The following is a 26,549-nucleotide window of genomic DNA, read 5'->3' as shown; positions in this document are numbered from 1 at the left end:
CCGTAACCACGTAACTCCTACTGCCGATACTGAACGATGATAGTTTAGAAACTATAGCCAACCGTCTTTCGCTTTTTAATAGGTTGCCTATACAAAACAAAGCGGCCCGGAAGGCATGAACCTTCCGGGCCGCTCGCACGCATTGATTCCTTTACTTAAGCGAATAGGCTTTCACGGTATTATGGAAAAAAGTCGGAACGAAGAGCATCTGGCTACTGGCGCTGTAGCCAATATCGGCCGAATTAATTTTCTCTTTTGACGTATCGAGTTTCAACTCGGTTTTGCCATCGGGCTGTACGTACCAGACCTTACCCGCCCATTCTGTAACGACATATTTTTTGTTACCCAGGGCAACGATGCCGTCAATTCCACCCATGCCTTTGGCCAGCGTCGTCAGTTTTTTGGTTGCTGGGTCCATCGATAACAACGACCCATCGCCATTACCGATCAGCAGTTGATTGTTTTCAAACAGCAGACCGTTTGGCCCCTTCAGCGGAGACCCTGACAGCACCAGACTGGGTTTACCATTTGTAATGGCCCATACCTTGCTATCGTCCGAATCCGATACATAGACAATCCCTTTCTTGGTGTCAATGGCAATATCATTCAGGAACTTAGCCCCTGCTACAGGATAGCGGTTGAGTATTTTGCCGGTGGCCAGCGACACTTCAGCTACCTGATTCATTTCCGTAACGTACAGTTTGTCGCCCAGTATCCCCATTCCTTTGGTTGAGTTAAGACCTTCGGTGAATTTTAGTTTAATCACCTTGCCATCCATGCCCACTTTGGCGAGGTAGCTGCCTTTGTTTTGCAGGGTTGGGTTTCCATTGATGCAGGCTACGTAGAGTACTTTTTTAGCGGGGTCTACCAGCACGCATTCAGGTGTTCGGAGAGTAGTATCGGTTTCCCAAACAGGTTTTAAATGGATGGTCTGGGCCTGAGCTATAGCCGCACACGCCACCAGGTTCATACAGGCAATAAAGAATGTTTTCCGCATCGATTGGTTGGTTTTGAGGGACAAATGAAAACCATCTCATGTCACTGAAGATAGCGCAGCCAATCTATCAAATTTTCGGCAAAAAACAGGTCTGACCCCGCCAACGGAGGCCGCATCAGGCCTATATCTGAGCCTATGGCAAAAGCGGTTTGTAAAAAAGGATTTCCGGCCAATGCAACCAGCACAAACCGATTGGCATCTACGCTTTAAAACAGCATTAAACCCCTTAATTCGTTTTACTGATGATCCGTTATCTTTTATCCATTTGCCTTCTTGTGTCTATCAGTGCCTGTTCATTTACCAGACAGTGGCAGGGTACCTCAAACCAACAACAGGCCAAAGCCTCCTTCAAAGAATTGATTGGCAAACAGACCTTTACCCTTCATGTGCCTGAAAATGACACTTATCTATCTTATGCGTTTACCGAAACCGATGGTGATCTGTCAGCCTCTATAAAATCGCCTTCAGCTACTGTTTTCAGTAAGAAAATCAGCACATCCGAAGCGAACAGATTACACCTGGTCAATCAGAAAGGGGCCGAATATACAGTGACCATCAAGGGAAAACGGGCTTCAGGGGCCTTCGATGTTCGGTTCGTCTCCACGCCCAATTAACGAGAAACTCCCTCCTCTGTACCTGGAGGAAGGAGTTTCGATTAGTTTATAGGAGTCCGTCTTTAGATATAGGCAATGCAGTCCATCTCAACCAGCGAATCGCCGGGAACACCCCCATATACGGCTACAGTGGTACGAACCGGGGGCTTACTGCCAAAACGGCCTTTGTACACTTCGTTCATGGCTTTGTAATCGTTCAGATCGTGCAGGAACACATTAACTTTAAGCACTTTTTCCATCGACGACCCAGCCTTGATCAGCTCTTTTTCCAGTTCTTTCAGTACTTCGTCGGTGTGTACCTTAATGTCGCCCTCCTTGTGATAGCCTTTCCCGGCTACAAACACCAGATTTCCCAGCTTGGTTGAGCCCGAAAAAAGGGGCACATCCTGGTGGTTTACTACGTTAAATACTTCTTTTTCGGGGGCAGCTTCAGCGGCTGTAGCTTTTGTTGTAGCGCCCAGTCCAATAGCTCCGGCAGCTGATGCGAAAAGGCGTTTTAAGATGGAACGGCGTTCTGTTTTCATAAAATTCTCAATCAGTTAAACGTTGTTTTTTACGTGTATCAGGTGGTTGCAGAATAGGATCATTAGCTACTCTGTTTCATTTAAACCGCAAGGGCGCGAAGGCGCAAGGAGCAAATTTTTAGAGCCTTGCGTCTATTGCGTCCTTGCGGTTCAGATGTTTACAACATCAGTTCAAGCCAATCGGACTAACAATTCCGTTCAGATCATAGACGATCTTCCCACCTTTGATGGTCATTTCGCATTCAAATTTTTGCTTGGCCATTAGTTTGTAGCCCGTTTTATCATACAAGCCAAACTTACCCTGCCGCATACTCAGAATAGCAACATCGGCAATGGCCCCTACCGACAGATGACCCAGGTTTTCACGCTTGATGACTTGTGCCGGTGTCCAGGTACTGGCCCGGATCACACTGGGAATATCCTCGCCCATCGCTACGAATTTCGACATGACGCTAAGTAGGTCTTTCATCGACCCATTCATGCTACCCGTATGCAAATCCGTACTGATGGTAGTTGGGTAAAACTTGCTTTTGATGGCCGGAATCGCCTGCGAAAAATTGAAGCTGGCCCCACCATACCCTACATCAAACACAATACCCCGTTTCTGAGCTTCCCAGACATAGGGTTTCACCGTTTTGGTATCCTCATCCACAATCGTTTCCCGGACATTGTTGGGCAATAACGTGTAGGTATGCGTGAATATATCGCCCGGCCGCAGGTGCTTCAAAAACAGATCTGCCAACGGCAACGGCGGCTGGCTTCCACCAAAATCGACCATTACCGGCATCGCGGCTAAGGTTCCTGCCTGTACAGCATGATCGACCGGAGCCCAGCTTGCTCCCTGAAAGTGGGCCACTTTAAAACCAACTATGTCGTTCTGGTTCTCCATGGCTACGCGGGCCGCCTGCTTCGGGTCCATGTCGGTGGTATCCTGCTCATATTTACCGCCCCGCATCCCTTCCCCCACGATGTTCAGAAACGATAGTACCCGTGTTTTAGCCGTGAGAATAATGTTTTGCTTAAAGGTTTCGAACGATTTCCAGCCCGCTCCCCCCGCGTCCACAATGGTCGTAACCCCCGTTCGGAACGTAAAGCCATCGGGAGCTACGGCGGTGGCTCCGTTGCTCAGGTAATGATTGGGTTCAGTCCCATAAAACACATGCCCATGGAGGTCGATCAGGCCGGGGGTTATGTACATACCTTTCGCATCCACCACCTGCCTGGCCTGACTGGCATCAATGCTTTTGGCAACCTGTACGATTTTACCGTCCGTAATGGCCACATCCATCAGGGCATCGATATTATTCTTCGGATCAATCAGGTGGCCGCCTTTGATAACAATAGTATACGGCTGGGCCACTGCCCCATAGCCTGAAATACAGAGAAGGGTAAGGAATAGAATAAGTTTTCGCATACACAGTTTGGTTTTACAGTTCAACCAGCTTGAAACAGAAAACAGGTTAGACCGAACCTTTTGCCAGTTCTTCTTTCAGACGAGCGGCTACGATCTTTTCTTCGCCGGGCTTCAGCATCCAGGTTGTCATGCCAATGGTTTTTCCATCGCTTACGATTTCGATGGAAGGTGACCCATTCCGTAATCCTTCCTGCACCGCTTTGGCGGTCAGGTTCACTTTGGCCGGGTCCCAGCTTATGCGCAGCGTTGGGGTGTGATTACCCAGCTCGGGAGCGAATGTTTCGACACTTACCCCTTGCACGCGTTTAGCCGCACTGGCAATATGAGCGGCCCGCTCTTCCAGCATTTTCCAGTCCTTGTCCTGATCGCGGGCAATAAACTTTTCAAGGGCCACATACATGCCCAGAATTTCTTCCTTATTCACTTTCATGCCCCGACCGATGGTCGACCCCCGTGGCGGCATACTGAGCCGGGCCGCATCGATATACGCCTTTTTGCCCATTAGTAAGCCCGCACTTTGCGGCCCGCGCATAGCTTTCCCCCCCGATACACAGACCAGATCGAAGCCCATATCATTGAACTTCCAGAGATTTTCGACGGGTGGTACATCAGCGGCAATATCGATCATGGTTGGGATGTTGTGCTTTTTACCCAATTCGACCCACTGCTGGTGCATAATCTTTCCTTTGTCGGACTGGATATTTAGAAACCAGAGCATCGCTGTTTTTGGATTAATTGCCTTTTCAAGCTCGTCAACCGTTTCGATGAACACGATTTTACAGCCGGTATTGGTCAGAGCATGGGAATAGCCAACGTTGTGCCCCTTCTGCACAATCACTTCCGATTTAATGTCGGTGCCTTCGAGGTGCGGGAGTTGCTCTACTTTTTTCTGGTCCATACCCGTCAGCACACCAGCCAGGCCCAGAGTCATGGCCGAAAAGCAGCCTGCCGTTACAACCGCCGATTCGGCATGGGTCAGCGCGGCAATCTTTTCGCCCACTTTGGTCTGCACATCATCCAGCATCATAAACTCTTTCGACGACGCCAGAATGGCATTGACCACATCGTCGTCCATTAGCGAGCCAGTCATGGCCGTATAGGTACCAGCCGCATTGATAAAGGTTCGGATACCCAATTCTTTCACCAGATTTCGCGGGGCCAATACCGGGGCCATCGAGGTCGGAGCAATGGAAGCGGCCTCGCCAAAAAAACCGCCAACCAGCGGCATAGCCGATAAGTGTTTGAGTAATGTTCGTCTGCTGAGCATGATTGGTTTACGAGTATACTGTTAAAGAAATGTATTACCTGGGTAGCGTATCCTACGAGATTCTGGATGCTGAACCCACGATGTGTTTTTACGAATGACGCGAAGTCGGCTGCGTACGGCCAGCCACACGAACATTGACCTCACAAATAATATCCCTAAAAGAAAGCCAGCCAGTAAGATAACCGTCTCAATAAGAGAGCCATGCCCAAAAAATACCCTTGCCGCTCGGGTGCGTTTAGACTATGGATACACACGATTTGAGCAAGGGAATTTGTCAGGCATAGCCATACCTAGACATAGGCAATGCAATCCATTTCGATCAGCGAATTACCGGGGACTCCAGCACGAGGAGCTACTGTTGTCCGGACAGGCGGTTTGGCCCCAAAACGACCTTTGAAAACTTCGTTCATCGATTTGTAATCCGTCAGATCATGCAGATAGACATTCACTTTCAGAACCTTCTCCATCGACGACCCCGCTTTGGCCAGTTCGGTTGCCATTTCCCTGAGTACATGATCGGTATGGGCCTTTATGTCACCCTCAAAATGAGCCCCTATACCGAAGATAAAAACCAGATTATCCAGCTTTGTCCTACTCGAATACAGGGGTACATCCTGATGGGTAGCCTCGTCAGCTTCCCTAGGTTCGGCAGGCTCCGCCGACGCTAAACCGGGTGTGGAAACAGCGAGCCCAGCCAGGCTGGCTGCCGAAGCGAAAAGCGTATTGAAAAGGGAGTGACGTTGTAGTCTCATACCGATCGGATTATGGTTTTCGATTAAGGCTTCAGTTCGTCTCCCGTGTATTCACAAACACGGGGAGACGAACTGAAAATTTTACTTATCCCACCAAACCACACTCGACAGGGTATTGGTACCGCCCTGACGCGTACGCGCATCGATGAAGTTGGTTTTATTATAGGTCTCTTCCGAATCGGGAATAACAAACCGTGTCGGAATCTTGCCGCCCGTCAGATTACCCGGATAATTGGTGGGAGTCAATACAGGGTAACCCGTACGACGCCAGTTTGCGAAAATCTCATATTCGTCTTCCAGAAAAAGCGTGACCCATTTCTGCGTACCGATCTGCTCCATCTGCTGCGCTACGGTACCGCTTGTTTTGTACGGATTGACAGCCAGATACGCATTGATCTTGGCATCGGGAATAACGCCACCCGTACCGAAAAGCGTCCATTGCCGCATCCCTGCTTTTACCGCGTTCGTATAAGCGGCTTCGGCGGTACTGCCTGTATACCAGCCTCGAACGGCCGCTTCGGCCAGCAGGAGGTACATTTCGGCATTGGTCATCACCAGCAAAGGCGCATTGTATTTCAGCAGCGTATTGGGGTTGGGTTCCGAAAACGAGTTGAAATTGGCGGGCAGACTGTTGTAGGCTGCGTTGGGCATACCACTTTGCAAAGCGGTGGTCGTATCGGCCGTAAACGTTTTATTATCCGTAGTGGTCCATACAATCGAAATTACATTCAGGCGGGGGTCTTTTGTGCCTTTCAGATAATCGATCAGGGTTTTGGCAAACTTCCCACCTTCCACATTATCGCCACCGGGGGTAATGTAATCGGTACTCAATAGACCACTGGCAATGAAATTCCGGCTGGCGGTTTGTGAGCCATCTACATAGGCAATCGTAGCCCGGTCGGCATCGTCCAGAATCACCCCACCGGCAATCGCTTTCTGTACCCAGGTTTTGGCCGTTGTCGGGTCCACTTCGGTCAGGCGCATCCCCAAGCGCAGCATCAGCGAATAGGCAAACTTCTTCCACTTACTGACGTCGCCCCCAAACATCAGATCCGCATTTCCGAACGTGGTTTTAGTGGCATCGAAGGCCGCAATCGATTCGTCAAGTTCCTTCAGCAGATCGGCATAAATGGTCTGTTGCGTGTCGTATTTGGGACTGTAATTCTTGTCTGAAAGTGCTTTCCCGGCATCGAAATAGGGGATATCGCCATAGACGTCCGTCAACCGGTGGAATATATACGCTTTCCAGATTCGAGCCGCCGAGAGCTTATTGACATTAGCCGCATTACCCGAAACAGCGTCGATCACCTGCCGAATCGAGATGATCGATCCCTGCCCGGCCGTGGTTCCGGCATAGGCGTTCCAGTTAGCTGTTGAATAGCTATAATTGAAGTATTTATCGCCCGCTGCCGGTACTTCTTTATAGGTCGCAAAATGCTGCATTGACTGACCGATGGTCAGGTAGGCAGCCCCCGTAAAGTTGGTACTAACCCCATCTAATTGAGCGCGGGTGAACAGGTATTCGGGAACAACCGAGGCATATTTGTTAGGGTCTACGTTCATTTCCTCGAAACCTTTGTCGCAGGACGTCAAAAGCAGGAACAACGGAGCCACATAGCCTATTTTTTTGATCAGACTCTTCATGGTCAGGATGATATCAGGTTAGAATTTCACTTGTAAGCTTACCCCAAGGCTGCGGGTTCTGGGTACGCCAAAGGCTTCCAGACCCTGTGCGTTCGTGCTGGTATAGCCCGACTCCGGATCGAAATACTGATTCTTCTTATCCTTGTACAGAATAGCCAGGTTTCGGGCCACAAACGAAATCGACGCCGATTGCAGCTTCAGGAACGACAGCTTGCTGACGGGCAGGTTATAGCTCAGGATGATCTGGCGGAGCTTCACGAAATCGTTGTTGAACATAAACATGGCCGTGTAGTTCTTGTCGTTGTCGTAATAGGTGTCGACATCCTCCTTGGCCCAGGTTTTGGTAAACGGTGCTCCTTCTGGCGTTACGCCCGTTACGGTAATACCTGTTTCACGTCCTGGCAGGGTTTCCTGCGGTAAGCCGAAGCGATAAGCATACTGGTACAGGTTCGAATACACGATGCTGCCAAACTTACCGTCGACCAGGATGTTGAGCGAGAAATTTTTATAGCGGAAGTTGTTGGTGATGCCCATCGTCAGCGGAGGAGTACCCTGGCCGATTTCTTGCAGGTCGCCACGAACGGCGTAGCCGCTGGCCGTGTTAAATACCACATTGCCATTCGCATCCGTTTTCTTCCGATAGCCCCACACGGTTCCGTATGGACGACCCAGTACGTTACGGACCAGACCTCCGCCTACACCACTACCGACATCGATACCCGTCAGTCCATCGGCCAGTCGTTCGATTTTGCTTTTGTTGTAAGCCATGTTGTAGCTTACATCCCAGCCAAAATCCGACGTTCGAATCGGTGCTCCGGTCAGGAGCAGTTCAATGCCTTTGTTGCTCAGTTCCCCCACGTTCAGCAAGGCCGACGTATAGCCCGACGAAAGGGCAATGTTTGAGGTAACGATGTCGTTGGTCGTTTTCCGGTTATAGAACGTCAGGTCAATACCCAGTCGATTATTCAGGAATTTAGCTTCGATACCACCCTCGTAGGTTGTGGACGTCAGCGGTTTCAGATCGGGATTGGGCACCTGCGACGATGAAAGCACTTGTACCGGGCGACCATTGTGCCCCCCCTGCTGCATCGAGTAATACTGGTAAATCTGGTAAGCATTGACCGTAGCGCCCCCCACCTGGGCAAACGACGCCCGCAATTTGGCAAAGCTGACGGCTTTCGGTAACCGGAAGGCATCTGAAATAATGAACGAACCACCCACCGACGGGTAGAAAATGCTGTTGCTCTTCGGATTCAATACCGAAAACCAATCCTGCCGACCCGACACCGTCAGAAAGGCAAGGTTCTTATAGCCAAAATCGACCGAACCAAACACCGAGTTGATGGCACTTTTCATGTAGGTTGGCGTAGTCGTCGACGTAGCCAGGTTGGTATAGCTGTAGAAATACGGCACCGTAAATTCACTTCCCGCTATCAGTGTCTGGTCGTAGATTGACCGTTGGGCATTGGCCCCTAACAGTGCCGAAAAACTCAGGTCTGGCATCAGGTTGGTACTGTAGTTCAGCGTCAGCATACCGTTGGTTTCCGAAGCGCTGGTCTTCCGGGCTTCGTAAGTTCCCAAAGGCTGGTAGGCGTTGTTGGTCGGCTGGACATATTCCGACTGGAAGTTGTAAAAATCCTGACTGACACTGCCTTTCAGATACAGATTATCCAGAATGTCGTACCGGATGCTTCCCTGGCTGATGAACCGATTTTTAGTATCGTCGTTTTTGAATTTGTTGACCACAAAATAGGGGTTCGGCGCTGCCGGAACCGGATTCCATTCCATTTCTTTTCCCGTTACGGGGTCATAACCTGGAGCCAGACTGCGGATATCGACCACATTCGCGATCAGATACGTAGCCCAGTGCGGGTTCATGTCGGCATAGCCTACTTTCGGGCGGTTGGTCGCTTCTTCGTAGTTATACTGGAAAACCGTTTCGATACTCAATTTTTTACCCAGAAAGGCGTTCAGGTTCAGGTTGGCGATCCGACGGGCAAAGGACGAGTTTGGTACAATGCTGTTCGACTGGGTGTTGTTCAGACCTAACCGGAAGTTGACCGACTCGTTGCCGCCCGTAAAGGCGACCGAATTGATGTAGTTGCTGCCCGTTCGGTAGAAGTTTTTCAGGTTGTCTTTCTGCGGGGAATACGGATGCATCTGTCCATCGACCTGAATCGTTGGCTGACCATCCATCCGGGCGCCATACGACAAACGGCCCGTACTTTTCGCTTCCGTGACGGTCGTCGGCTTTTTCCCATCCAATCCCTGGCCATATTCATATTGCCAGTTTGGAATCACGGCGATACTTTCGAAGGTTGTGTTGCTGTTGATCTCTACCCCAACCCCTTTCTGTCCACGGCCTTTTTTGGTGGTGATCAAAATAACCCCGTTCGATGCCCGAGCGCCATATAAGGCAGCCGCTGGACCACCTTTCAATACGCTAATCGACTCAATATCATCGGGGTTAATGCCACCGATACCATCTCCCCGGTCTACGTTCATCCCATTGCCATCGGAGGCTGTCCCTCCGCCCGGAATGCTGTTATCCATTGGCATCCCGTTAATCACATACAGCGGCTGGTTGTTTCCGTTGAGTGACCCATTTCCCCGAATGACAATTCGACTGGAGCCACCTGGTCCTGTCGCCATACCCGTTGCGTTGACCCCGGCAATTTTCCCCGTCAGGGCATTGGCTACGTTGTTTTCGCGGGCCTGGGTAAACTCACTCCCTTTCACTTCCGAAACAGCGTAGGCCAGTGCCTTTTTCTCCTTCGAAATCCCCAGAGCCGTTACCACCACTTCACCCAGACTGGTAGCCCCCTCTTTCAAACTAACGTCGATCGCCGACCGACCAGCTACCGCAATTTCCTGCGCCGTAAAGCCGATATAAGAAAAAATAACCGTTGCCTGTGCACTGGTCAGATTGAGCGTGTACTTCCCCTCGCTATCGGTTACAGTTCCTTTCGCCGAGCCTTTTTCCAGGATGGTCACGCCCGGAAGCGGCTGACCATCGCCCGCATTGGTCACTTTCCCGGAAATCGTCTGCCCAAACGTGGCAGCGGTTACCAACCAGAGTGCTATCAGGAGCATACCTCGTCGGGTAAGCCAATGTTGTAGCATACATTTCATAAGCATACACGTGGTTAATGTGATTAGTTAGGTTAATACTTCGAAAGGCGCCTTATTGCAAATACTGCAATATTTATTTGCAATATTTGCACAAGTATGCGAATTAAAAAAGCCTTAAAGCAATTTTATTTGCTCATTATGGAAAATAATGCGCTATTTATATGCAAAAACTGCATTTTTATGTCATATCTTATAAGATAATCCGAAACGGAGCAAATTTTGCAAAAGAGAAGATAATGGAGGAGTGATGCCCACCCCTCTCGAACTGGCCTTTGAAAACATACAGACCCCATGAAGCGTATACATTGAAACCTGTAAACCGTTTATCACAATAGGTTAGAGTTGGTTACGTTTTCCCTTTTACGTTCCGATTACCAGGATTTTGTTGTACCAGTATGTCTATAGCCTTTTTAAAAGACGAGCGCAAAGAATTAATTATCAAGCAGATAAACCTCCATACACGAGTTAATCTGACCGATCTGGCCAATGCGCTGAATGTGTCGGAGGATACCATCCGGCGCGACATCAACGACCTGTCGGATGAAGGAAAACTGATAAAAATTCGCGGAGGGGCTATGTCGAAAGCCTATCACCATTCCTCCCAGATTCAGGAAACTTACGCGCATACCAACAAAAAGATCATTGCCGAAAAGACACTGACGTTACTACGGGACGGGATGCTGATCCTGATGGGGGGAGGTACGACCATTCGGGAGTTCATCAAACTGATCCCGGCCGATCTACGCGCTACGTTCATTACGGTTAATCCTTTAACGGCGGTTGAGCTTCTGGACAAACCCAACCTGGAAATCATAATGATTGGAGGCCAAATCTCGCGCTATAGCCAGATGAGTGTGGGGGGTGAGGTTTATCAGCGACTTTCCGAACTGCGTGTCGATTTGTGCATCATGGGTACCAACGCCATCGACGCCAGGGAAGGCCTTTCGGATTCTGACTGGGAAACCGTACAAGCCAAAAAAGCCATGATCCGGGCTGCTCAGAAAGTAGCTGTGTTGTGCATTTCGGAGAAGATGAATAGTGTGATGCGCATGAAAATTGCCGATCTTGAACAGGTGGATTACCTCATCACAGAACTCCCGGCCGATTCACCCGACCTTGCTCCTTACCAGGGCGGCAAAACAACGGTGCTATAAGGTTTTTTCTGTGAGGCCAGATGCTCACATCTGACCTCATGAAACAGCGACCTCACAACCATTTTTTATAAAAGGCTAGAATATCGGCCCGCATATCGGCCGTTTCCTGATGCCCCACGTCGTAAATCCGTAGCTGCCAGGCTGTCGGCGCTCCATCCCGCTGGTAGATCATCTTGAGGTTTTTATCAATTTTTTCCAGTCCATCGACAGGGGTAAGTTTATCGAATCGGCCAGCCAGTCCCAAATGCGGCCGGGGCGAAATCAGCCCGTTGATCGATGAAGTGGTAAAATGATTCAGTAAGTCAGGCACGTAATAATAAATTCCGTGCAATCCCAGCCCTTTGGCCGCCATCAACGACTGGTAATCCGTCAGGCAACAGAGGTCTACGCAGACTTTTATACGCTCATCGAGAGCGGCCAGCCACCAGGCCATCGTACTCCCCATCGACATGCCTATCGTTGCTATTCGTTTCGGATCAATCTCAGGCCGGGTTTGCAGGTAATCCAGCGCCCGAAGGTTGTCGTACACCATCATCCCCCACAGCACCTGCCCATGCCAGAGCATTTCCTTGAATGTATCCTGCTCCCCCCGCGCCCGTCGTTCGCCAAAGCACCAGCTATCGATGCATAAACCCGCGTACCCTTCCCGTGCCAGGGCCAGTGCATAAGCAGGCTGCTGCATTTCGGGGCGCCCACGTACAAACTCTTCCTTCCCTACGTCGTACTGGCCAAAGTGCGAATGGTTAAACAGCACAACCGGAAGCTTTCCCGTTGCCACCTTCGGACGGGTAAAATAAGCCGGCACCTGTTCGATGCCGTTCAGGTCGAGCAGCAGTTTTTCAATGATTAGCTCATCGGTTTGTTGGGTATCGACCAATTTCACCTTGATGGGCCGATGCCGATCGGGCAGTTTACCCAGCAACCGATACAGCTCGGCCCGTTTCGCTTTTTTGTCGGATGCAGGGATCATGGACGGTACACGGCTGGCTATTGATGGGGCGTATTGCGTATCGATTGACTGATAGACCGGAAAATCCAGGCTACAAAGGCTCATTAGAACAGGCAGTATATAACGTTTCCTGAACATATAGGTTGACATCATCTCTCCACCTTTAAAAACAAGCCACTCCAAAAATTACTTGTTTACCTGCACAATTGCTTTGGGAAACGTTTACAAATCCAGTACCAATTGCCCCTGCTTAGTTGAGGTTTCGGCCTTAAAGCTGGACAACGAAATCCCTAACAGGCGAACCCCTTTGGGCAATGGGAAGACCGATGTCAGTAAATCCTGGCTTAGTTGAGTCAGTGCAAGCAAGCTCGCAATAACTCCAGACGCTGTCCGGCTTCGGGTAATCTGCTGAAAATCGGCGTATTTCACTTTCAACGTTACGGTTCGTCCCAGCAGGCCGGTTCGCTCACAATAGGCCCATACACTGCTGATCAATGGCTCCAGTTCAGCCACCAGATCAGCGTGCTCGGTCAGGTCTCTGTCGAACGTCGTTTCCGAACCGACTGATTTTCGCTCGCGGTCGGGTGTGACGGGCCGGAGATCAATGGCGCGCGCAATGTTGAAATAATGATGACCGACTTTACCAAAGTGCTGCGTCAGAAACGGTTCCGTCTGCTGGCGAAGGTCCAGCCCGGTATAGATGCCTAACTGGTTCATTTTGGCCGCTGTAACCCGACCGATGCCATGAAACTGACCCACCGTCAGTTTCTCAACAAATGCCAGTCCCTGATGGGGTTTGATCACAAAAAGGCCATCCGGTTTTCGGTAATCTGACGCCAGCTTTGCCAGAAATTTATTGTACGAAACCCCAGCCGATGCCGTCAGACTGGTCTCTGCCCGAATCTGCTCTTTGATGGCCTGAGCCACTTGCGTGGCTGTTCTGCCGGATTCCAGATCATTGGTAACATCCAGATAGGCTTCGTCGAGCGAAAGCGGTTCAATGAGTGGCGTAAACTGCGCAAAAATGGCCCGAATCTGACTCGAAACGGCTTTGTAAACGTCAAAACGAGGCTTTACAAAAATCAGATCAGGGCATTTGCGGATCGCGATGGACGAAGCCATGGCCGACCGAACGCCAAACTGACGCGCTTCGTAACTGGCAGCGGCCACAACGCCCCGCTGCCGGGAACCACCAACCGCAACCGGCTTACCACGTAGTTCGGGGTTATCGCGCTGTTCGACCGATGCATAAAACGCATCCATGTCAATGTGAATAATTTTTCGGATTGCCGACTCTTCCATTGCTCTTTCCTGTAAAGGAAGATAGCATAAAATGCCTGTTTCTGCAAGTCATTTATCAGGAAGTTAACAGGCCTGCAACATGCGCATTTAAAATCGGTAATGCTACTCGCCTGACCAGCCTACCCTGTTCAACAGCGGACAGAACTGTACGATTTCGGACATATGAATGACAGCTAAAAATGCCTTTCCAGCCTGGGAAACCTATTTTTCCACATTGGCAAAGCATTTGTTCTACAAAAGTTGAATTTATTGATCAGGTTATGAAACGGACATATCTGGGTGAGTTTGAAGAAGTGGTTTTACTAACCGTTGCGGTGCTGCATGAAAGTGCCTATGGAGTAGCTATCACCGACGAACTAGACCGGCAAACGGGTCGGTCTGTGAGCATCAGCGCCGTTCACGCAGCCCTGCACCGACTGGAAGAAAAAGGGATGCTCACCTCGCACATGGGCGATTCAACGGCTGAGCGGGGTGGGCGTCGCAAACGGTTGTTTACGGTTACGGCTTTAGGTAGCCGTACACTCCACGACATACGAGCAATACGAGACCAGTTATGGAACGCTATTTCGCCCAATGCTTTACCAGCCATCAGTATATAAGCGGGCGCAGGGAGCGAGGTACGTGGTATGGATTGAAAACTACTATTCCCTGCCATCTGAACTACCTCGGACCTCGGCTGCTTACCCCATTCTTTCACTATGAAACCACAACCACCTGCCTGGGCTGACCGACTCCTCGAAAGCTTCTGCGCTCCCCACTTGCTGGAGGAAGTACAGGGCGATCTGCATGAACGCTTTGAGCGCGACCTCAGCCTGCTGGGCAGTGGTCAGGCCAATCGCCGTTACTGGTTCAATGTACTGGGGTTTCTTCGCCCTTTTGCCCTCAAACGAAAATCAACGGACTACCCTACTCCATTTTTGATCAGCCCTATTATGCTACGAAACTATCTGAAAACCAGCCTGCGAAATCTGGTAAAACACAAAGCCAGCACGCTCATCAACCTCTTTGGGCTTACGCTGGGCGTAACCGCCTGCCTGGTGATCTACCTCATCACATATTATGAATTAAGCTACGATACCTTCCATCCCGATGCGCAACAGATCTACCGACTGGTAGGCCAATCCCAATACGATAAAAAATCGGAGTTGCATCCAGTCGGCTTCATTCCGCATGCTGTACCAGCTGCCCTCCAGAAAGAAGTGCCGGGTATTGGCACAGTAGCCGCCTTCCACAATATTGAATCGCAGGTCTTGATCCCAAACGGCACAGAAAAACCAATCAAGTTTGAAGGGCGTCGGCATGGGGTCGAAAATGCGGAGATTGTAGTAACTGACCCGACGTATTTTGACATCTTTTCGTACAAATGGCTCGCTGGAAATCCAAAAACAGCCCTCAACGAGCCCTTTCAACTGGTCTTGTCCGAACGAAAGGCCCATAAATATTTTGGCGATGTCCCCTTAGATCAGATCCTAGGGAAAGAAGTTATTTACATGGATTCTGTTCATGTACACGTAACTGGTATCGTAAAGGACTGGGCGCTGCCTTCCGACTTCACCTTTACGGATTTTATTTCATCCGCAACCATACAGGCCAGTCAGTTAAAGAAGGAAATCCATCTCGATCAGTGGGACGATATCTGGTCGGCCTCGCAGGCTTTTGTGAAGTTACCGAAGGGGGCAACCACCACTCAGTTTACGACCCAGTTCCTGCGGTTTAGCAAAGTTCATTACCCAAAGGAGTTTAAGTTTACGCCGGATTTGCAACCCCTGTCGGACCTGCACTTCAATCCCGACTATCAGGATAATTACTCGCGTAAAGCCCATCTGCCTACGCTCTATGGGTTGATGGGCGTAGCCGGATTTATTCTGCTGATTGCCGCCATCAACTTCATCAACTTATCGACAGCCCAATCCAGCCAACGCGCGAAAGAAACGGGCATCCGGAAAGTGATGGGAAGTAGTCGGGCGAGTTTGATTGTTCAGTTCCTGGGCGAAACGGCTTTCCTGACGCTGATTGCAGTTCTGGTTTCTCTGCTTCTAGTCAATCCGATTCTTTCTGCGTTTCAATCGATCACCCCAAAAGGACTGACGTTCAACGTCTTCAGCGCACAAACGGGTCTCTTCCTGTTGGCAATTATCCTAGCCACGTCCCTACTGGCTGGCCTTTATCCATCGTTTATCCTGTCGTCGTATGTACCTGCGCTAACCCTGAAAGGGCAGACGGGCATGGTGGCCGGCCGGAAAGCTACGCTCCGCAAAACACTGATTATCTTCCAGTTCACTATATCACTGATATTCATCATTGGAACCCTGATTGTGGAGCGTCAGCTTCGTTTCATGCGTACTAAAGAACTCGGGTTCAGGTCCGACGCCATTGTGTCTATTCGCCCGCCTTCCGCCGAAAAAGGGAAAGTGCTGGCGCAAAAAATCCGGCAACTTTCGGGCGTTGAGCGCGTTGCGATCGAATGGTTTCCGCCAATGGGCGAAGCCTATATGGTTACCAAGCTGAAGTATGAGGGTAAAAAACAGCCCATCGAAATGGATGTGTCGGCTAAGATTGGCGATGAAAACTTCATCCCGCTCTATCAACTTCGTTTGGTAGCCGGACGCAATTACATCAAAAGTGATTCGCTAAAAGAAATAGTCATCAATGCCAGTTATGCCAAAGCACTGGGTTTCAAGCGATACGATGACGCCTTAAATCAGTTCATTGATTTTCAGGGCAAAAAGTATCCCATTGTCGGTGTAGTCGCTGATTTTCACGAGCAATCGTTCCACGAAAAAATTGGGCCCGTTTTTTTAGGCTATATGCCACATGCCCGAAATCTCAGTGTTAAGCTATCGACCAAAGGCAAGGCGATGAGCGAGCTAAAAGCCACACTTGCCAGCATCGAGCAAGACTGGAAGGCGGTTTTTCCCGACAATCGATTTGAGTATACTTTTCTGGACGATTCCATTGCTCGGCTATACGAAAAAGAACAGAAAACCAGCCAACTCGTCAATACAGCCACAGGAATTGCGATTCTGATTTCGTGTATGGGCCTGTTTGGGCTGGCGATGTTCACAGCCGAACAGCGTACCAAAGAAATCGGGGTTCGGAAAGTTTTGGGGGCATCGGTCGCCAGCATTGTTACGCTGCTCTCGAAAGACTTCCTGAAACTGGTAGTCATTGCGCTGATCATCGCGTCGCCCATTGCCTGGTGGGTCATGACCCAATGGCTAAAAGATTTTGCCTATAAAGTCGAGATCGAATGGTGGGTATTTGCTCTTGCTGGTATACTGGCCGTCGGAATCGCTTTATTCACAATCAGTTTTCAAAGTATCAAAGCCGCCCTGGTCAATCCGGTGAAATCGTTACGATCAGAATAATGTTGTAGCGACGCCACCCCTGGCGTCTCTACAATAACCCTTTCCCAAATTCGCCATGAAAACCTGGTGTATATCATTTTGCTTCCTGCTTTGGTTCAACAGCCTTCTGTTTGCTCAGCAGCCAATCGCTCCGTTTCCGCCAACCGATTCAATGCCGTCGGTAGCGCTGCCACCTGACATTGACCGGATACTGCGTGATTACGAACGTGAATGGAGTTCTGGCAATACCGAAAAACTAGTGGCTTTATTTATGCCGGATGGCTTCGTCATGCAGCCCCGACGACCCGCCATTCGGGGACAGGAAAATCTGAAAAAAGCTTACCAAAATCAAGGAGGAGCCCCTTTGTTTCTCAGGGCACTATCCTTTGCTCAGGATGGTACCGTAGGCTACATTATTGGTGCGTATCGAAGCACGGCCAGTGGGCCCGACATCGGAAAGTTTATTCTGGCACTCCGCCGGGGGAAAGAGGGTCGCTGGCTGATCGCGGCTGATATGGATAATTCGGCGCAATAAAGTGTGCAGGGGGCTTGGGGCAGGGTTGTCAGTGTAAGACAATCTCTGCCCCTGCCCTAAGCCCCACACCCATGCTCTTATTGCACCTTCACCCGATTATATAGCTGGCGGAAGTTCTTCACACTTTCAGCAATTTCGGGGCCGTTGTTTTCCCAGTGGTATTCGTATTCGACCGAGATGGGGCCTTTGAAGTGCTGCCGCTTCATTTCGGCTATAACCTGTTCGATTTTGCAATCGCCCGTGCCCCAGACCACATCGTGATATTTGCCATCAGGGGTATCTTTTTTCACATCTTTGAAGTGCATACCCAGCACATGGCCGTTTAGCTTTTTCAGGCACTCGACCGGATCGAGCCCCGAACGAACCCAGTGGCCAATATCGGAGCAGGAGCCCACGTATTTGCTACCGCCAATGGCCGCCAGAACGGTATCGGGATGCCAGTAGCGCGAGGGTTTGGGGTGGTTGTGCAGGGCTACGTTGATTTTATATTCTTCAGCCAGTTTACGAACCAGGGGCATTTGCTGGGGCGTCGGCTCCGAATTGATATTCAGAACACCCATATCTTTGGCGAACGCAAACAGGGTTTTCCATTCTTCGTCTGTTTTGGGATTGACAACCCCATACGCTACTACGGTAAGTCCACGATCTTTGATCAGCTTCTTGACTTTCTGCCGGGTACTGGCGTCCATCGTAAAGTCCATCTTACCATCAACACCACCACCAATGGTCTGCCCCGGAAAGGCTTCTACATACTTTAGCCCACAACTATCGATTTTACGCAGTGCCTCAGCAAACGAAAAAAGTCGGAAGGAATACGCCTGCGAACCGAGTTTCCAGCCCGCTTTATCTTCAGGATTTTTTTGAGCCAGCAACGGGGCGCTGGTTACAGAAAGAAGTAGTCCACAGAGCAGGAGTTTTTTCAGGTAATTCATATATGCCGGGATTAGTTTTGGCTAAAAGCGCCAAACAAATGCCGTTTACCCAATTCCTGCCCTACACTACCGAAGAATACCCCGTCTATTCGCGTCGAATAGCATCCACCGGATTGAGCCGGGCCGCCCGCATGGCTGGGTACGTACCGAAAATAATGCCGATCAGCATGGCAATGACCATAATCACCATAAACGTATTCCAGGTATAGGCGACCTGAAACGGCACATCGACAAGCGCTTTTATGATCGGGATAAACGCCATTGAACTGAGTATTCCCAACCCCAGCCCCATCAGGCTACCAAAGGTTGAAATGGTGATCGACTCAGAGAGAAACTGCCATAGAATATCCCGTTTTTTAGCGCCAAGCGCCTTTCGGACGCCAATTTCAACGGTTCGTTCGGTTACCGAAATCAGGAGTACGTTCATCACCCCAATGCCCCCTACTATAACCGAAATACCGACAATGGCCCCCATCACCAGCCGAAACAGCAGAAAGCCTTTAGCCGCCTGACCAACCCGAAACTCGTTGGTAACTACTACAAAATCGTCCAGCCCATTTTTCACATTAGCTTTCAACCAGTTTTCTATTTGGGTCTTTAGCACAGGTACATCTTCGACCTGCCGGGCTTCCAGTACAGCCATAGGAGGAGTGGCCTTTAGGGCGCTGTCTGACACTAACGTAATGGGAATCAGCAACTGACCGGCTTTCGCATCTTTGTCGGCGGCAATACCAATGATCGTCAACGGCTTGTCTTTGTAGATCACCTGTCGGCCAATAGCCAGTTTTTCAGGCTGGCTTCCAACCAGTTGTTTCGCCAGTCGCTGGTTGATAAACGCAACGGGCTGACGAGTCTGTATTTCAGCTTCTGTAAATGCCCTTCCCTGAATCAGCGTTAAATCGGGATGGATTGGGAAGCTAGTTCCCGTAATGAGCGTACCTAGTGTGCGGTGATCGATCTTCGTCGTCACCTCCCCATTCTGCCGCCAGTACAGATACCCCTTTACGGGTTTGGTTAGGGATGATCGTAGTTTCTGAAACGATGGATTTGTAAAGTAGGCGTAATCCGATTTCAACACTCGAACTTCATTGACCGTCTTGTAGGAATTCGTATGCACAAGAATAGCTTTCAGGTCGGTCGTTTTGGTAATCTGTTCCTGCGCATATTGTTCCATCCCATCGATCAGCGACAGAATCGCCACTAAAGCGGCAACGCCAATCACAATACCGAGAATAGACAGAACTGTGTGAAAAAAGCGGGTACGGATGTTTTCCAGAGCGGTCGCAAAGGCAAACAGGATATTTTTCAGCATAGCAACAGGTTCAACTATAATGGCTGGATCAATTATCGGAACAAACTAGGTGACAATAACCGCAAAAGCAACTACTCTATGATAAACGGGTGAATTCAATCGGTAGCCGTCCAGAATGGCTTCGCATAACCCAACCATTCATTATCTTTCGGTCCCGCAACCAACGATCAACGATCTATCTGATTACAGCCCGTATGTCTTATTGCCACGCCATCGACACGATGACCGAGGAACGCAAAGCCCTCCACAAAGCTTATCACGACCACCTGTATGGCTTCCCTATCCACGACGACAATGAACTATTCTGTCGGCTCGTACTGGAAATCAACCAGGCTGGACTGAGCTGGGAAACCATTCTGAAAAAAGAAGCAACGTTCCGTAAAGCCTACGACAATTTCGATCTGAAAACCGTAGCCAATTATACCGACGCTGATCGGGAACGCTTACTGGCCGATCCGGGCATCATCCGCAATCGACTGAAGATCAATGCAGCCATCGAAAACGCAAAAACGATTCTACAGTTACAGGCCGAACACGGTTCGTTCGAAAACTGGCTGACGTTGCATCATCCCAAAACCAAAGCCGAATGGGTAAAGCTGTTTAAGAAAACCTTCCGGTTTACAGGCGGAGAAATCGTCAATGAATTTCTGATGAGCATTGGGTATTTGCCCGGTGCGCACTCCACCGATTGCGCCATGTATCAAACCGTACTGGATGCCCGTCCAAAGTGGTTAGGCTAATTGATAGCGGCAAATCAGCCCCATTTCCCAACATTTCAGCGGACAATCCTTGTCCCAAACCGTACAGCCAATGTCCGAAAGTGGACATTGGCTGTTTGTTAGTTTACCCCAAAACACCATTCTGGCAATCCTGGCGGCCTTTTTCTGATTTTGGCCGTTGATTTGCTCAGCAAAAATAGAACTAACAGAAACCGATGAAACGAAGCTACTTAGGTGAGTTTGAAGAGATCGTCCTACTAACGGTAGCTGTCCTGGAACTGCAAAAGCAGGCCTACGGTGTTGCCATTACACACGAGATCATCGAGCAAACGGGTCGTTCGGTACGGCTCAATCAGATTCACGCAGCCCTCGACCGACTCGAAGACAAAGGCATGGTAAAGTCAGAGATGGGCGAACCTACCGCCGAACGCGGTGGCCGACGAAAACGGCTCTTTACCGTAACCGCCTACGGCCGTCGGACCTTGCAGGATATTCAGGAAGTTCGGGTTAGTTTCTGGAGTCGCTTGTTGAATCCACTAAATAGCATAGGGCAAAGGGATTGGGGCATGGGGTAGCCCTCCCAGCGTTTAACCCTATGCCCAAACCCCTATGCCCCATGCGCCACAGCCCACCCCAACTCGCCGATAAACTGCTTCGCTTCTTTCTGGCCGATGATCGGCGGGAAGAGGTGCTGGGCGATTTGCATGAAGAATTCCACTGGCAGGTCCGGCGAGTGGGGGAACGACGGGCCCGCTGGCGATATTGGGGAGATGTGCTGCGTTTTTTAAAGCCCCAGTTTACCACCCAACGTACCCCTAACCACTCTCGTAAACCATCCAATATCACTATGATACGGAACTACCTCAAAGTCGCATTTCGAAATCTAGCCCGGCACAAAGGCTATTCAGCCATTAACGTTGGTGGGCTAGCCGTTGGGATGGCCGTTGCGATGCTCATTGGCTTATGGATTTACGATGAACTATCCTACAATACGTATCATAAGCACTACGCCCGTATTGCCCAGGTCATGCAACATCAGACGTCTAACGGACACGTCGGTTCACAGAACGCCATACCGGCTCCGTTGGAAGATGAATTGCGAGCCAAGTATGGCGATAACTTCAAACACCTGGCAATGGCCACCTGGCAGGGTGATCGCATTCTGTCATACGGTGATAAAAAAATTACGCGTTCAGGCAACTATATGGGTGTCGAAATGCCCGACATCCTGTCGCTGCAAATGATGAAAGGTAGTCGCAATGGGCTGAAAGAGCCCAATAGTATTTTACTATCGGCTTCAACGGCACAGTCACTTTTTGGAGACGCTAATCCAATGGGAAAGCTCATCAATATCGATGGAAAAGCGGATGTTCAGGTGACGGGTGTTTACGAAGATTTGCCATTCAATACGGAGCTTCACGAGCTTACATTCATAGCTCCCTGGAAGTTATTTGTAGCGACGCAGCCCTGGGTAAAGCGGGCTCTTGATAAGCGTGAGTGGGGGAATAATTCGTTTCAGCTATTTGTCCAGATTGCCGATAACACGACCATGGAAACGGTAAGTACAAGAATCAGAAACGCCAAATTGGCCAACGTACCTGCCGAAGACAAGAAATACAAAGCGGAGATATTTCTGCACCCGATGAGCGACTGGCGTTTGCATTCCAACTGGGATGAGGGCGTCCAGACGGGAGGCTATATCCAGTATGTTCAGCTATTTGCTATTGTGGGTGTGTTTGTGTTGCTGCTGGCCTGCATCAACTTCATGAACCTCAGCACGGCCCGCTCCGAAAAACGGGCGAAAGAAGTCGGTATTCGCAAAGCTGTCGGTTCGGTACGTAGCCAGCTTATCAACCAGTTTTTCAGCGAGTCGTTTCTGGTCGTTGTCTTTGCGTTTGGAGTTGCCATACTGCTTATCCTCGCTCTTTTGCCCTGGTTCAACGAGGTGGCCGATAAGCGTATCGTGTTTCCCTGGACCAACGTTCCATTCTGGCTGGCGAGCTTAACCTTTATTGTGGTTACTGGATTATTGGCCGGTAGTTACCCCGCTTTTTACCTCTCATCGTTCCAGCCGATCAAGGTCTTGAAGGGCACGTTCAAGGTTGGTGGTTTGGCGGCTGTACCGCGTAAGGTGTTGGTAGTGGTTCAATTTACGGTTTCCATTACCTTGATTATTGGAACCAGTATCGTTTACCAGCAAATTCAGCATACCAAAAATCGTCCGCTAGGCTACGATAGTAATGGCCTTGTGATGATGCAGATGCTGTCGCCCGCATTTTACGGCAAGTACGACGTATTAAAAACCGACCTCAAAAATGCGGGAGTTATTCAGGAAATGGCCGAATCGTCCAGTCCGTTAACGGGCGTTTGGTCGAATAATGGTGGCTTTAGCTGGCCAGGCAAAGCCCCTTCTCTCGATTCGGATTTTTCAACGATTTGGGTCACACACGATTTTGGCAAAACGGTAGGCTGGCAGTTTAAAGAAGGCCGTGATTTTTCGAGGAAGTTTACAACTGATTCGTCGGCTATTATTATCAACGAAGCGGCCGTTAAATTCATGGGTATCGAGCACCCGCTCGGCACGGTTGTCAAATGGGGTGATGATAGTGATACCAACAAGCCTGAGTATTTCACGATTGTGGGAGTTATCAAGGATGTACTGGCCGAATCGCCTTACGAACCTGTAAAACAGGCTATTTACTTTCTTGATTACGAAAACGTCAATTGGATTATGCTCAAACTGAATCCAGCCCGAAGCGCCAGCCAGTCTATCGCCACCATTGAATCTATTTTCAAGAAAGACGTTCCATCGGCTCCGTTCAATTACAAATTTGCCGACCTGGAATTCGGTAAAAAGTTTGCATCCGAGGAGCGCATCGGCAAGCTAGCGGGAGGCTTTGCCATTCTGGCGATCTTCATTTCCTGCCTGGGTCTATTCGGTCTGTCCTCGTTCACAGCTGAACAACGAACCAAAGAAATTGGGGTTCGGAAAGTACTAGGTGCATCTGTACTGAACCTATGGAGTTTGTTGTCAAAAGATTTCGTGGTGCTGGTGATTATCGCCTGTCTGATTGCGTCGCCTATTGCCTACTATTACCTAAGCGAGTGGCTGAGCGACTACGACTATCGTACCGAGCTATCGTGGTGGGTATTTGCAGGGTCCGGCGCTGGCGCTCTGATCATTACGCTATTAACCGTCAGTTTCCAAACGATTAAAGCCGCGTTGGTGAATCCGGTAAAGTCGCTTCGATCTGAATAGCTTAGGGCAGAGGGGTAAGGACAGAGGGTATCTTCCCCGGCTCTTATCCCTCTGCCCCACCCCCTTTGCCCCATGCCCAAAACACCACCCCCACTCGCCGATAAACTGCTTCGCTTCTTTCTGGCCGATGATCGGTGGGAAGAGGTGCTGGGCGATTTGCACGAAGAATACCGCTGGCAGGTCAACCGCGTGGGCGAGCGACGGGCCCGCTGGCGATACTGGCGCGATGTGCTGGGATTCATGAAACCGTGGGCGGTAAAACGAAATAGTAGCAAGTACCCAACTCCAACCAATACGACGATGCTCCGAAACTATCTCAAAATTGCCTGGCGAAATCTGCTCCGGGAAAAAGGCTATTCAGCCATCAATATCGTCGGTCTGTCGGCCGGAATGGCCGTTGCGATGCTGATCGGTCTGTGGATTTACGACGAACTGTCGTTCAACACATACCATCAGAACTACGACCGGATTGCGCAGGTGATGGAAAATCAGACGCTGGAGCAAGGGATTCAAACCTATGGTGCGTTGCCCCTGCCTCTGAGCCAGGAGTTACGAACGAAGTATGCCAGCGATTTCAAAGCCGTTGCTGCTATTACCGAATTCGAGCAGATCATCGCTTATCAGGACAAGAAATTTACCCGGTTCGGCAACTTTGCCGAAGCCGACTACCCTGAGATACTAACCCTTAAAATGCTCAATGGAAATCGGCAGGCCCTACGCGATCCGGGTTCAGTTTTACTGGCCAAATCAACAGCTCAGGCACTCTTTGGCAACAGCAATCCGTTGCATAAACTCGTTAAGGTTGGCAACCGATTTACGTTACAGGTGGCCGGTGTCTTTGACGATCTACCTCACAACACGATCTTTACAAGTGTAGCGTTTATCGCTCCCATCAAACTGCTTTTCGAGTCGAGCGAGGACATGGACAATTGGCGCAGTAGCTCGTTCGCCATTTTTACCCAGCTCAATCCAGGCAGTGATTTTGGACAAGTCTCGCAAAAAATCAAAGACGTTTTCCGCCAGCATACGCAGGATAAATCCCAGTCGTCACTTTTCCTGTACCCGATGGCCGACTGGCACCTATACTCCGAATTTAAAAATGGTGTACATGCGGGTGGGCGGATTCAGTTTGTCTGGCTTTTCGGCTGTATTGGGCTGTTTGTGCTTCTACTGGCCTGTATCAACTTCATGAATCTGAGCACGGCCCGCTCCGAAAAACGAGCCAAAGAAGTGGGTATTCGCAAGGCGATTGGGTCTATGCGGAGTCAGTTGATCAGTCAGTTTTTCAGCGAATCGTTTTTATTTGTTGCTACCGCATTCGTCCTATCGCTAGTACTGGTACAACTCGTGCTGCCGACGTTTAATGAGGTGGCGGATAAACGGCTTTCCATCCTCTGGACCAATCCCATTTTCTGGGCCGCCTGCTTCAGTTTTATTTTACTAACCGGGTTTTTAGCAGGCAGTTACCCAGCCTTTTATTTATCCTCGTTTCAGCCCATAAAAGTCTTGAAAGGAGGTGCTTTTCGGGTCGTTCGGTTTGCCTCGATGCCCCGTAAGGTGCTGGTGGTGATGCAGTTTACGGTTTCGGTAACGCTCATCATCGGTACCATCGTCGTTTTCCGTCAGATTCAGTTCGCGCAAAATCGGCCAGTTGGCTACAGCCGGAATGGACTCATCAACATCACGATGAATACGCCTGAAATTCAGGGGCGATATGATGCGCTTCGGAATGAGTTGCTGGCTACAGGTGCCGTTGCCGACATGGCAGAGTCGTCGAGTCCGATCACGAATATCTGGTCATCGGCCAATAATCTGGAATGGCGGGGTAAAGACCCGAACCGGGCAGCGGCTTTCGGTACCATCGCGATTACGCCCGAATTTAGCGATGTGGTGGCGTGGAAAGTGAAAGAAGGGCGGTCGTTCTCCCGCCAGTTTACGAGCGATTCGCTGGCGTTTCTATTCAATGAAGCCGCCGTTAAACTGACTGGACTGAAAAAACCGGTGGGGGAAACCATCCGCTGGCATGGTAAAGACTGGAAGCTCATCGGCGTGGTTAAAGATATGGTGATGACCTCGCCGTTTGAGCCCGTAACGCCTACTGTTTTCATGATGAACACCAATGAACGTAGTCTGAATGTTATCCATATCAAACTGAATCCCGCCTTAAGTGCGCACGATGCGTTAGCCAAACTGGAACCTGTTTTCAAAAAGTTTAATCCAGCCTCACCCTTCGAATACAAATTTGCCGACGAAGAATACGCCAAAAAATTTGCCGCCGAACAACGCATTGGCCGCCTAGCCAGCTTCTTTGCCGGTCTGGCCATCCTGATTAGTTGCCTGGGTTTGTTCGGATTAGCTTCGTTCGTGGCTGAGCAGCGCACCAAAGAGATTGGCGTTCGGAAAGTACTGGGTGCATCGGTCATCAATCTGTGGGGGTTACTATCCAAAGATTTTGTGACACTAGTACTTATATCCTGCCTCCTATCGACGCCCATCACTTGGTATCTGCTGACCAACTGGCTTGCGAAATACGAATACCGCACCGAATTGTCGTGGTGGATTTTCGGAGTTGCCAGTCTGGGAGCTTTAGCGATTACCTTACTGACCGTCAGTTTTCAAAGCATCAAAGCTGCATTGATCAATCCCGTAAAATCGCTCCGTTCCGAATAGCATAGGGCAAAGGGGTAAGAACAGAG

Annotated in this window: 20 protein-coding genes; 9 read left to right on the top strand and 11 right to left on the bottom strand. The window is 49.9% G+C overall.

Annotation, left to right across the window (positions count from 1 at the left end; translation table 11 throughout):
* Nucleotides 1-151: 151 nt before the first annotated feature.
* Complete coding sequence (locus B153_RS0124145; RefSeq protein ID WP_020599321.1) at nt 152-997, bottom strand: SMP-30/gluconolactonase/LRE family protein; 846 nt, start codon at nt 995-997, stop codon at nt 152-154.
* Nucleotides 998-1,239: 242 nt separating this feature from the next.
* On the opposite strand from B153_RS0124145, the gene B153_RS0124135 reads away from it, so the two are divergent.
* Nucleotides 1,240-1,611: a hypothetical protein gene (locus tag B153_RS0124135; protein WP_020599319.1), complete on the top strand. Its 372-nt coding sequence runs from the start codon at nt 1,240-1,242 to the stop codon at nt 1,609-1,611.
* A gap of 62 nt (nt 1,612-1,673) precedes the next feature.
* Here B153_RS0124135 and B153_RS0124130 read toward each other — a convergent pair whose 3' ends face one another.
* The 6 genes from B153_RS0124130 to B153_RS0124105 form a co-directional block, all read right to left on the bottom strand.
* Nucleotides 1,674-2,135, bottom strand: coding sequence for a RidA family protein (locus tag B153_RS0124130; protein ID WP_020599318.1), 462 nt, complete (start codon nt 2,133-2,135; stop codon nt 1,674-1,676).
* A 166-nt stretch (nt 2,136-2,301) separates the two neighbouring features.
* Nucleotides 2,302-3,549, bottom strand: a complete 1,248-nt coding sequence (locus B153_RS0124125; protein WP_020599317.1) for an amidohydrolase/deacetylase family metallohydrolase — start codon at nt 3,547-3,549, stop codon at nt 2,302-2,304.
* Between the two features lie 46 nt (nt 3,550-3,595).
* Nucleotides 3,596-4,816 carry an aminotransferase class V-fold PLP-dependent enzyme gene (locus B153_RS0124120; RefSeq protein ID WP_026262415.1) on the bottom strand — a complete coding sequence of 407 codons (1,221 nt, stop codon included), beginning with the start codon at nt 4,814-4,816 and terminating at the stop codon, nt 3,596-3,598.
* A 290-nt stretch (nt 4,817-5,106) separates the two neighbouring features.
* Nucleotides 5,107-5,568 carry a RidA family protein gene (locus B153_RS0124115; RefSeq protein ID WP_020599315.1) on the bottom strand — a complete coding sequence of 154 codons (462 nt, stop codon included), beginning with the start codon at nt 5,566-5,568 and terminating at the stop codon, nt 5,107-5,109.
* A gap of 81 nt (nt 5,569-5,649) precedes the next feature.
* A complete protein-coding gene (locus tag B153_RS0124110) occupies nt 5,650-7,212 on the bottom strand; it encodes a SusD/RagB family nutrient-binding outer membrane lipoprotein (protein ID WP_020599314.1) in 1,563 nt (520 codons plus the stop codon).
* An 18-nt stretch (nt 7,213-7,230) separates the two neighbouring features.
* A complete protein-coding gene (locus B153_RS0124105; protein WP_245564937.1) occupies nt 7,231-10,344 on the bottom strand; it encodes a SusC/RagA family TonB-linked outer membrane protein in 3,114 nt (1,037 codons plus the stop codon).
* A 395-nt stretch (nt 10,345-10,739) separates the two neighbouring features.
* Here B153_RS0124105 and B153_RS0124100 point away from each other — a divergent pair, with 395 nt between their 5' ends.
* Nucleotides 10,740-11,498: a DeoR/GlpR family DNA-binding transcription regulator gene (locus B153_RS0124100; protein WP_020599312.1), complete on the top strand. Its 759-nt coding sequence runs from the start codon at nt 10,740-10,742 to the stop codon at nt 11,496-11,498.
* 52 nt (nt 11,499-11,550) lie between these two features.
* On the opposite strand, the gene B153_RS0124095 is transcribed toward B153_RS0124100, so the two are convergent.
* Entirely contained in the window at nt 11,551-12,552 is a 1,002-nt protein-coding gene (locus B153_RS0124095) for a dienelactone hydrolase family protein (RefSeq protein WP_020599311.1), read from the bottom strand.
* Between the two features lie 117 nt (nt 12,553-12,669).
* The gene (gene dinB, locus B153_RS0124090; RefSeq protein ID WP_020599310.1) at nt 12,670-13,749 is read right to left on the bottom strand and encodes a DNA polymerase IV; all 1,080 of its coding nucleotides are present in this window, start codon (nt 13,747-13,749) and stop codon (nt 12,670-12,672) included.
* A gap of 260 nt (nt 13,750-14,009) precedes the next feature.
* Here dinB and B153_RS0124085 point away from each other — a divergent pair, with 260 nt between their 5' ends.
* The 3 genes from B153_RS0124085 to B153_RS0124075 all read left to right on the top strand — a co-directional run bounded on the left by B153_RS0124085 (nt 14,010) and on the right by B153_RS0124075 (nt 17,631).
* A complete protein-coding gene (locus B153_RS0124085; protein ID WP_026262412.1) occupies nt 14,010-14,348 on the top strand; it encodes a PadR family transcriptional regulator in 339 nt (112 codons plus the stop codon).
* Between the two features lie 99 nt (nt 14,349-14,447).
* Entirely contained in the window at nt 14,448-17,117 is a 2,670-nt protein-coding gene (locus tag B153_RS0124080; RefSeq protein ID WP_020599308.1) for a permease prefix domain 2-containing transporter, read from the top strand.
* Between the two features lie 55 nt (nt 17,118-17,172).
* Nucleotides 17,173-17,631 carry a YybH family protein gene (locus tag B153_RS0124075; protein ID WP_020599307.1) on the top strand — a complete coding sequence of 153 codons (459 nt, stop codon included), beginning with the start codon at nt 17,173-17,175 and terminating at the stop codon, nt 17,629-17,631.
* A 77-nt stretch (nt 17,632-17,708) separates the two neighbouring features.
* On the opposite strand, the gene B153_RS0124070 is transcribed toward B153_RS0124075, so the two are convergent.
* Together B153_RS0124070 and B153_RS0124065 are read right to left on the bottom strand one after the other, a co-directional pair.
* The gene (locus B153_RS0124070) at nt 17,709-18,563 is read right to left on the bottom strand and encodes a sugar phosphate isomerase/epimerase family protein (RefSeq protein WP_020599306.1); all 855 of its coding nucleotides are present in this window, start codon (nt 18,561-18,563) and stop codon (nt 17,709-17,711) included.
* An 85-nt stretch (nt 18,564-18,648) separates the two neighbouring features.
* Nucleotides 18,649-19,875 carry an ABC transporter permease gene (locus B153_RS0124065; RefSeq protein ID WP_020599305.1) on the bottom strand — a complete coding sequence of 409 codons (1,227 nt, stop codon included), beginning with the start codon at nt 19,873-19,875 and terminating at the stop codon, nt 18,649-18,651.
* 89 nt (nt 19,876-19,964) lie between these two features.
* Here B153_RS0124065 and B153_RS0124060 point away from each other — a divergent pair, with 89 nt between their 5' ends.
* The 4 genes from B153_RS0124060 (at nt 19,965) to B153_RS0124045 (ending at nt 26,523) form a co-directional block, all read left to right on the top strand.
* Nucleotides 19,965-20,615: a DNA-3-methyladenine glycosylase I gene (locus B153_RS0124060; RefSeq protein ID WP_245564936.1), complete on the top strand. Its 651-nt coding sequence runs from the start codon at nt 19,965-19,967 to the stop codon at nt 20,613-20,615.
* Nucleotides 20,616-20,809: 194 nt separating this feature from the next.
* The gene (locus tag B153_RS0124055; protein ID WP_020599303.1) at nt 20,810-21,169 is read left to right on the top strand and encodes a PadR family transcriptional regulator; all 360 of its coding nucleotides are present in this window, start codon (nt 20,810-20,812) and stop codon (nt 21,167-21,169) included.
* A 41-nt stretch (nt 21,170-21,210) separates the two neighbouring features.
* The gene (locus tag B153_RS0124050; RefSeq protein ID WP_020599302.1) at nt 21,211-23,853 is read left to right on the top strand and encodes an ABC transporter permease; all 2,643 of its coding nucleotides are present in this window, start codon (nt 21,211-21,213) and stop codon (nt 23,851-23,853) included.
* Between the two features lie 72 nt (nt 23,854-23,925).
* The gene (locus tag B153_RS0124045; protein WP_020599301.1) at nt 23,926-26,523 is read left to right on the top strand and encodes an ABC transporter permease; all 2,598 of its coding nucleotides are present in this window, start codon (nt 23,926-23,928) and stop codon (nt 26,521-26,523) included.
* The last annotated feature ends 26 nt before the right edge of the window (nt 26,524-26,549 follow it).

The sequence above is a fragment of the Spirosoma panaciterrae DSM 21099 genome (genome assembly GCF_000374025.1).
GTDB lineage: Bacteria > Bacteroidota > Bacteroidia > Cytophagales > Spirosomataceae > Spirosoma > Spirosoma panaciterrae.
This window is presented reverse-complemented; position numbering and strand designations above follow the sequence as displayed.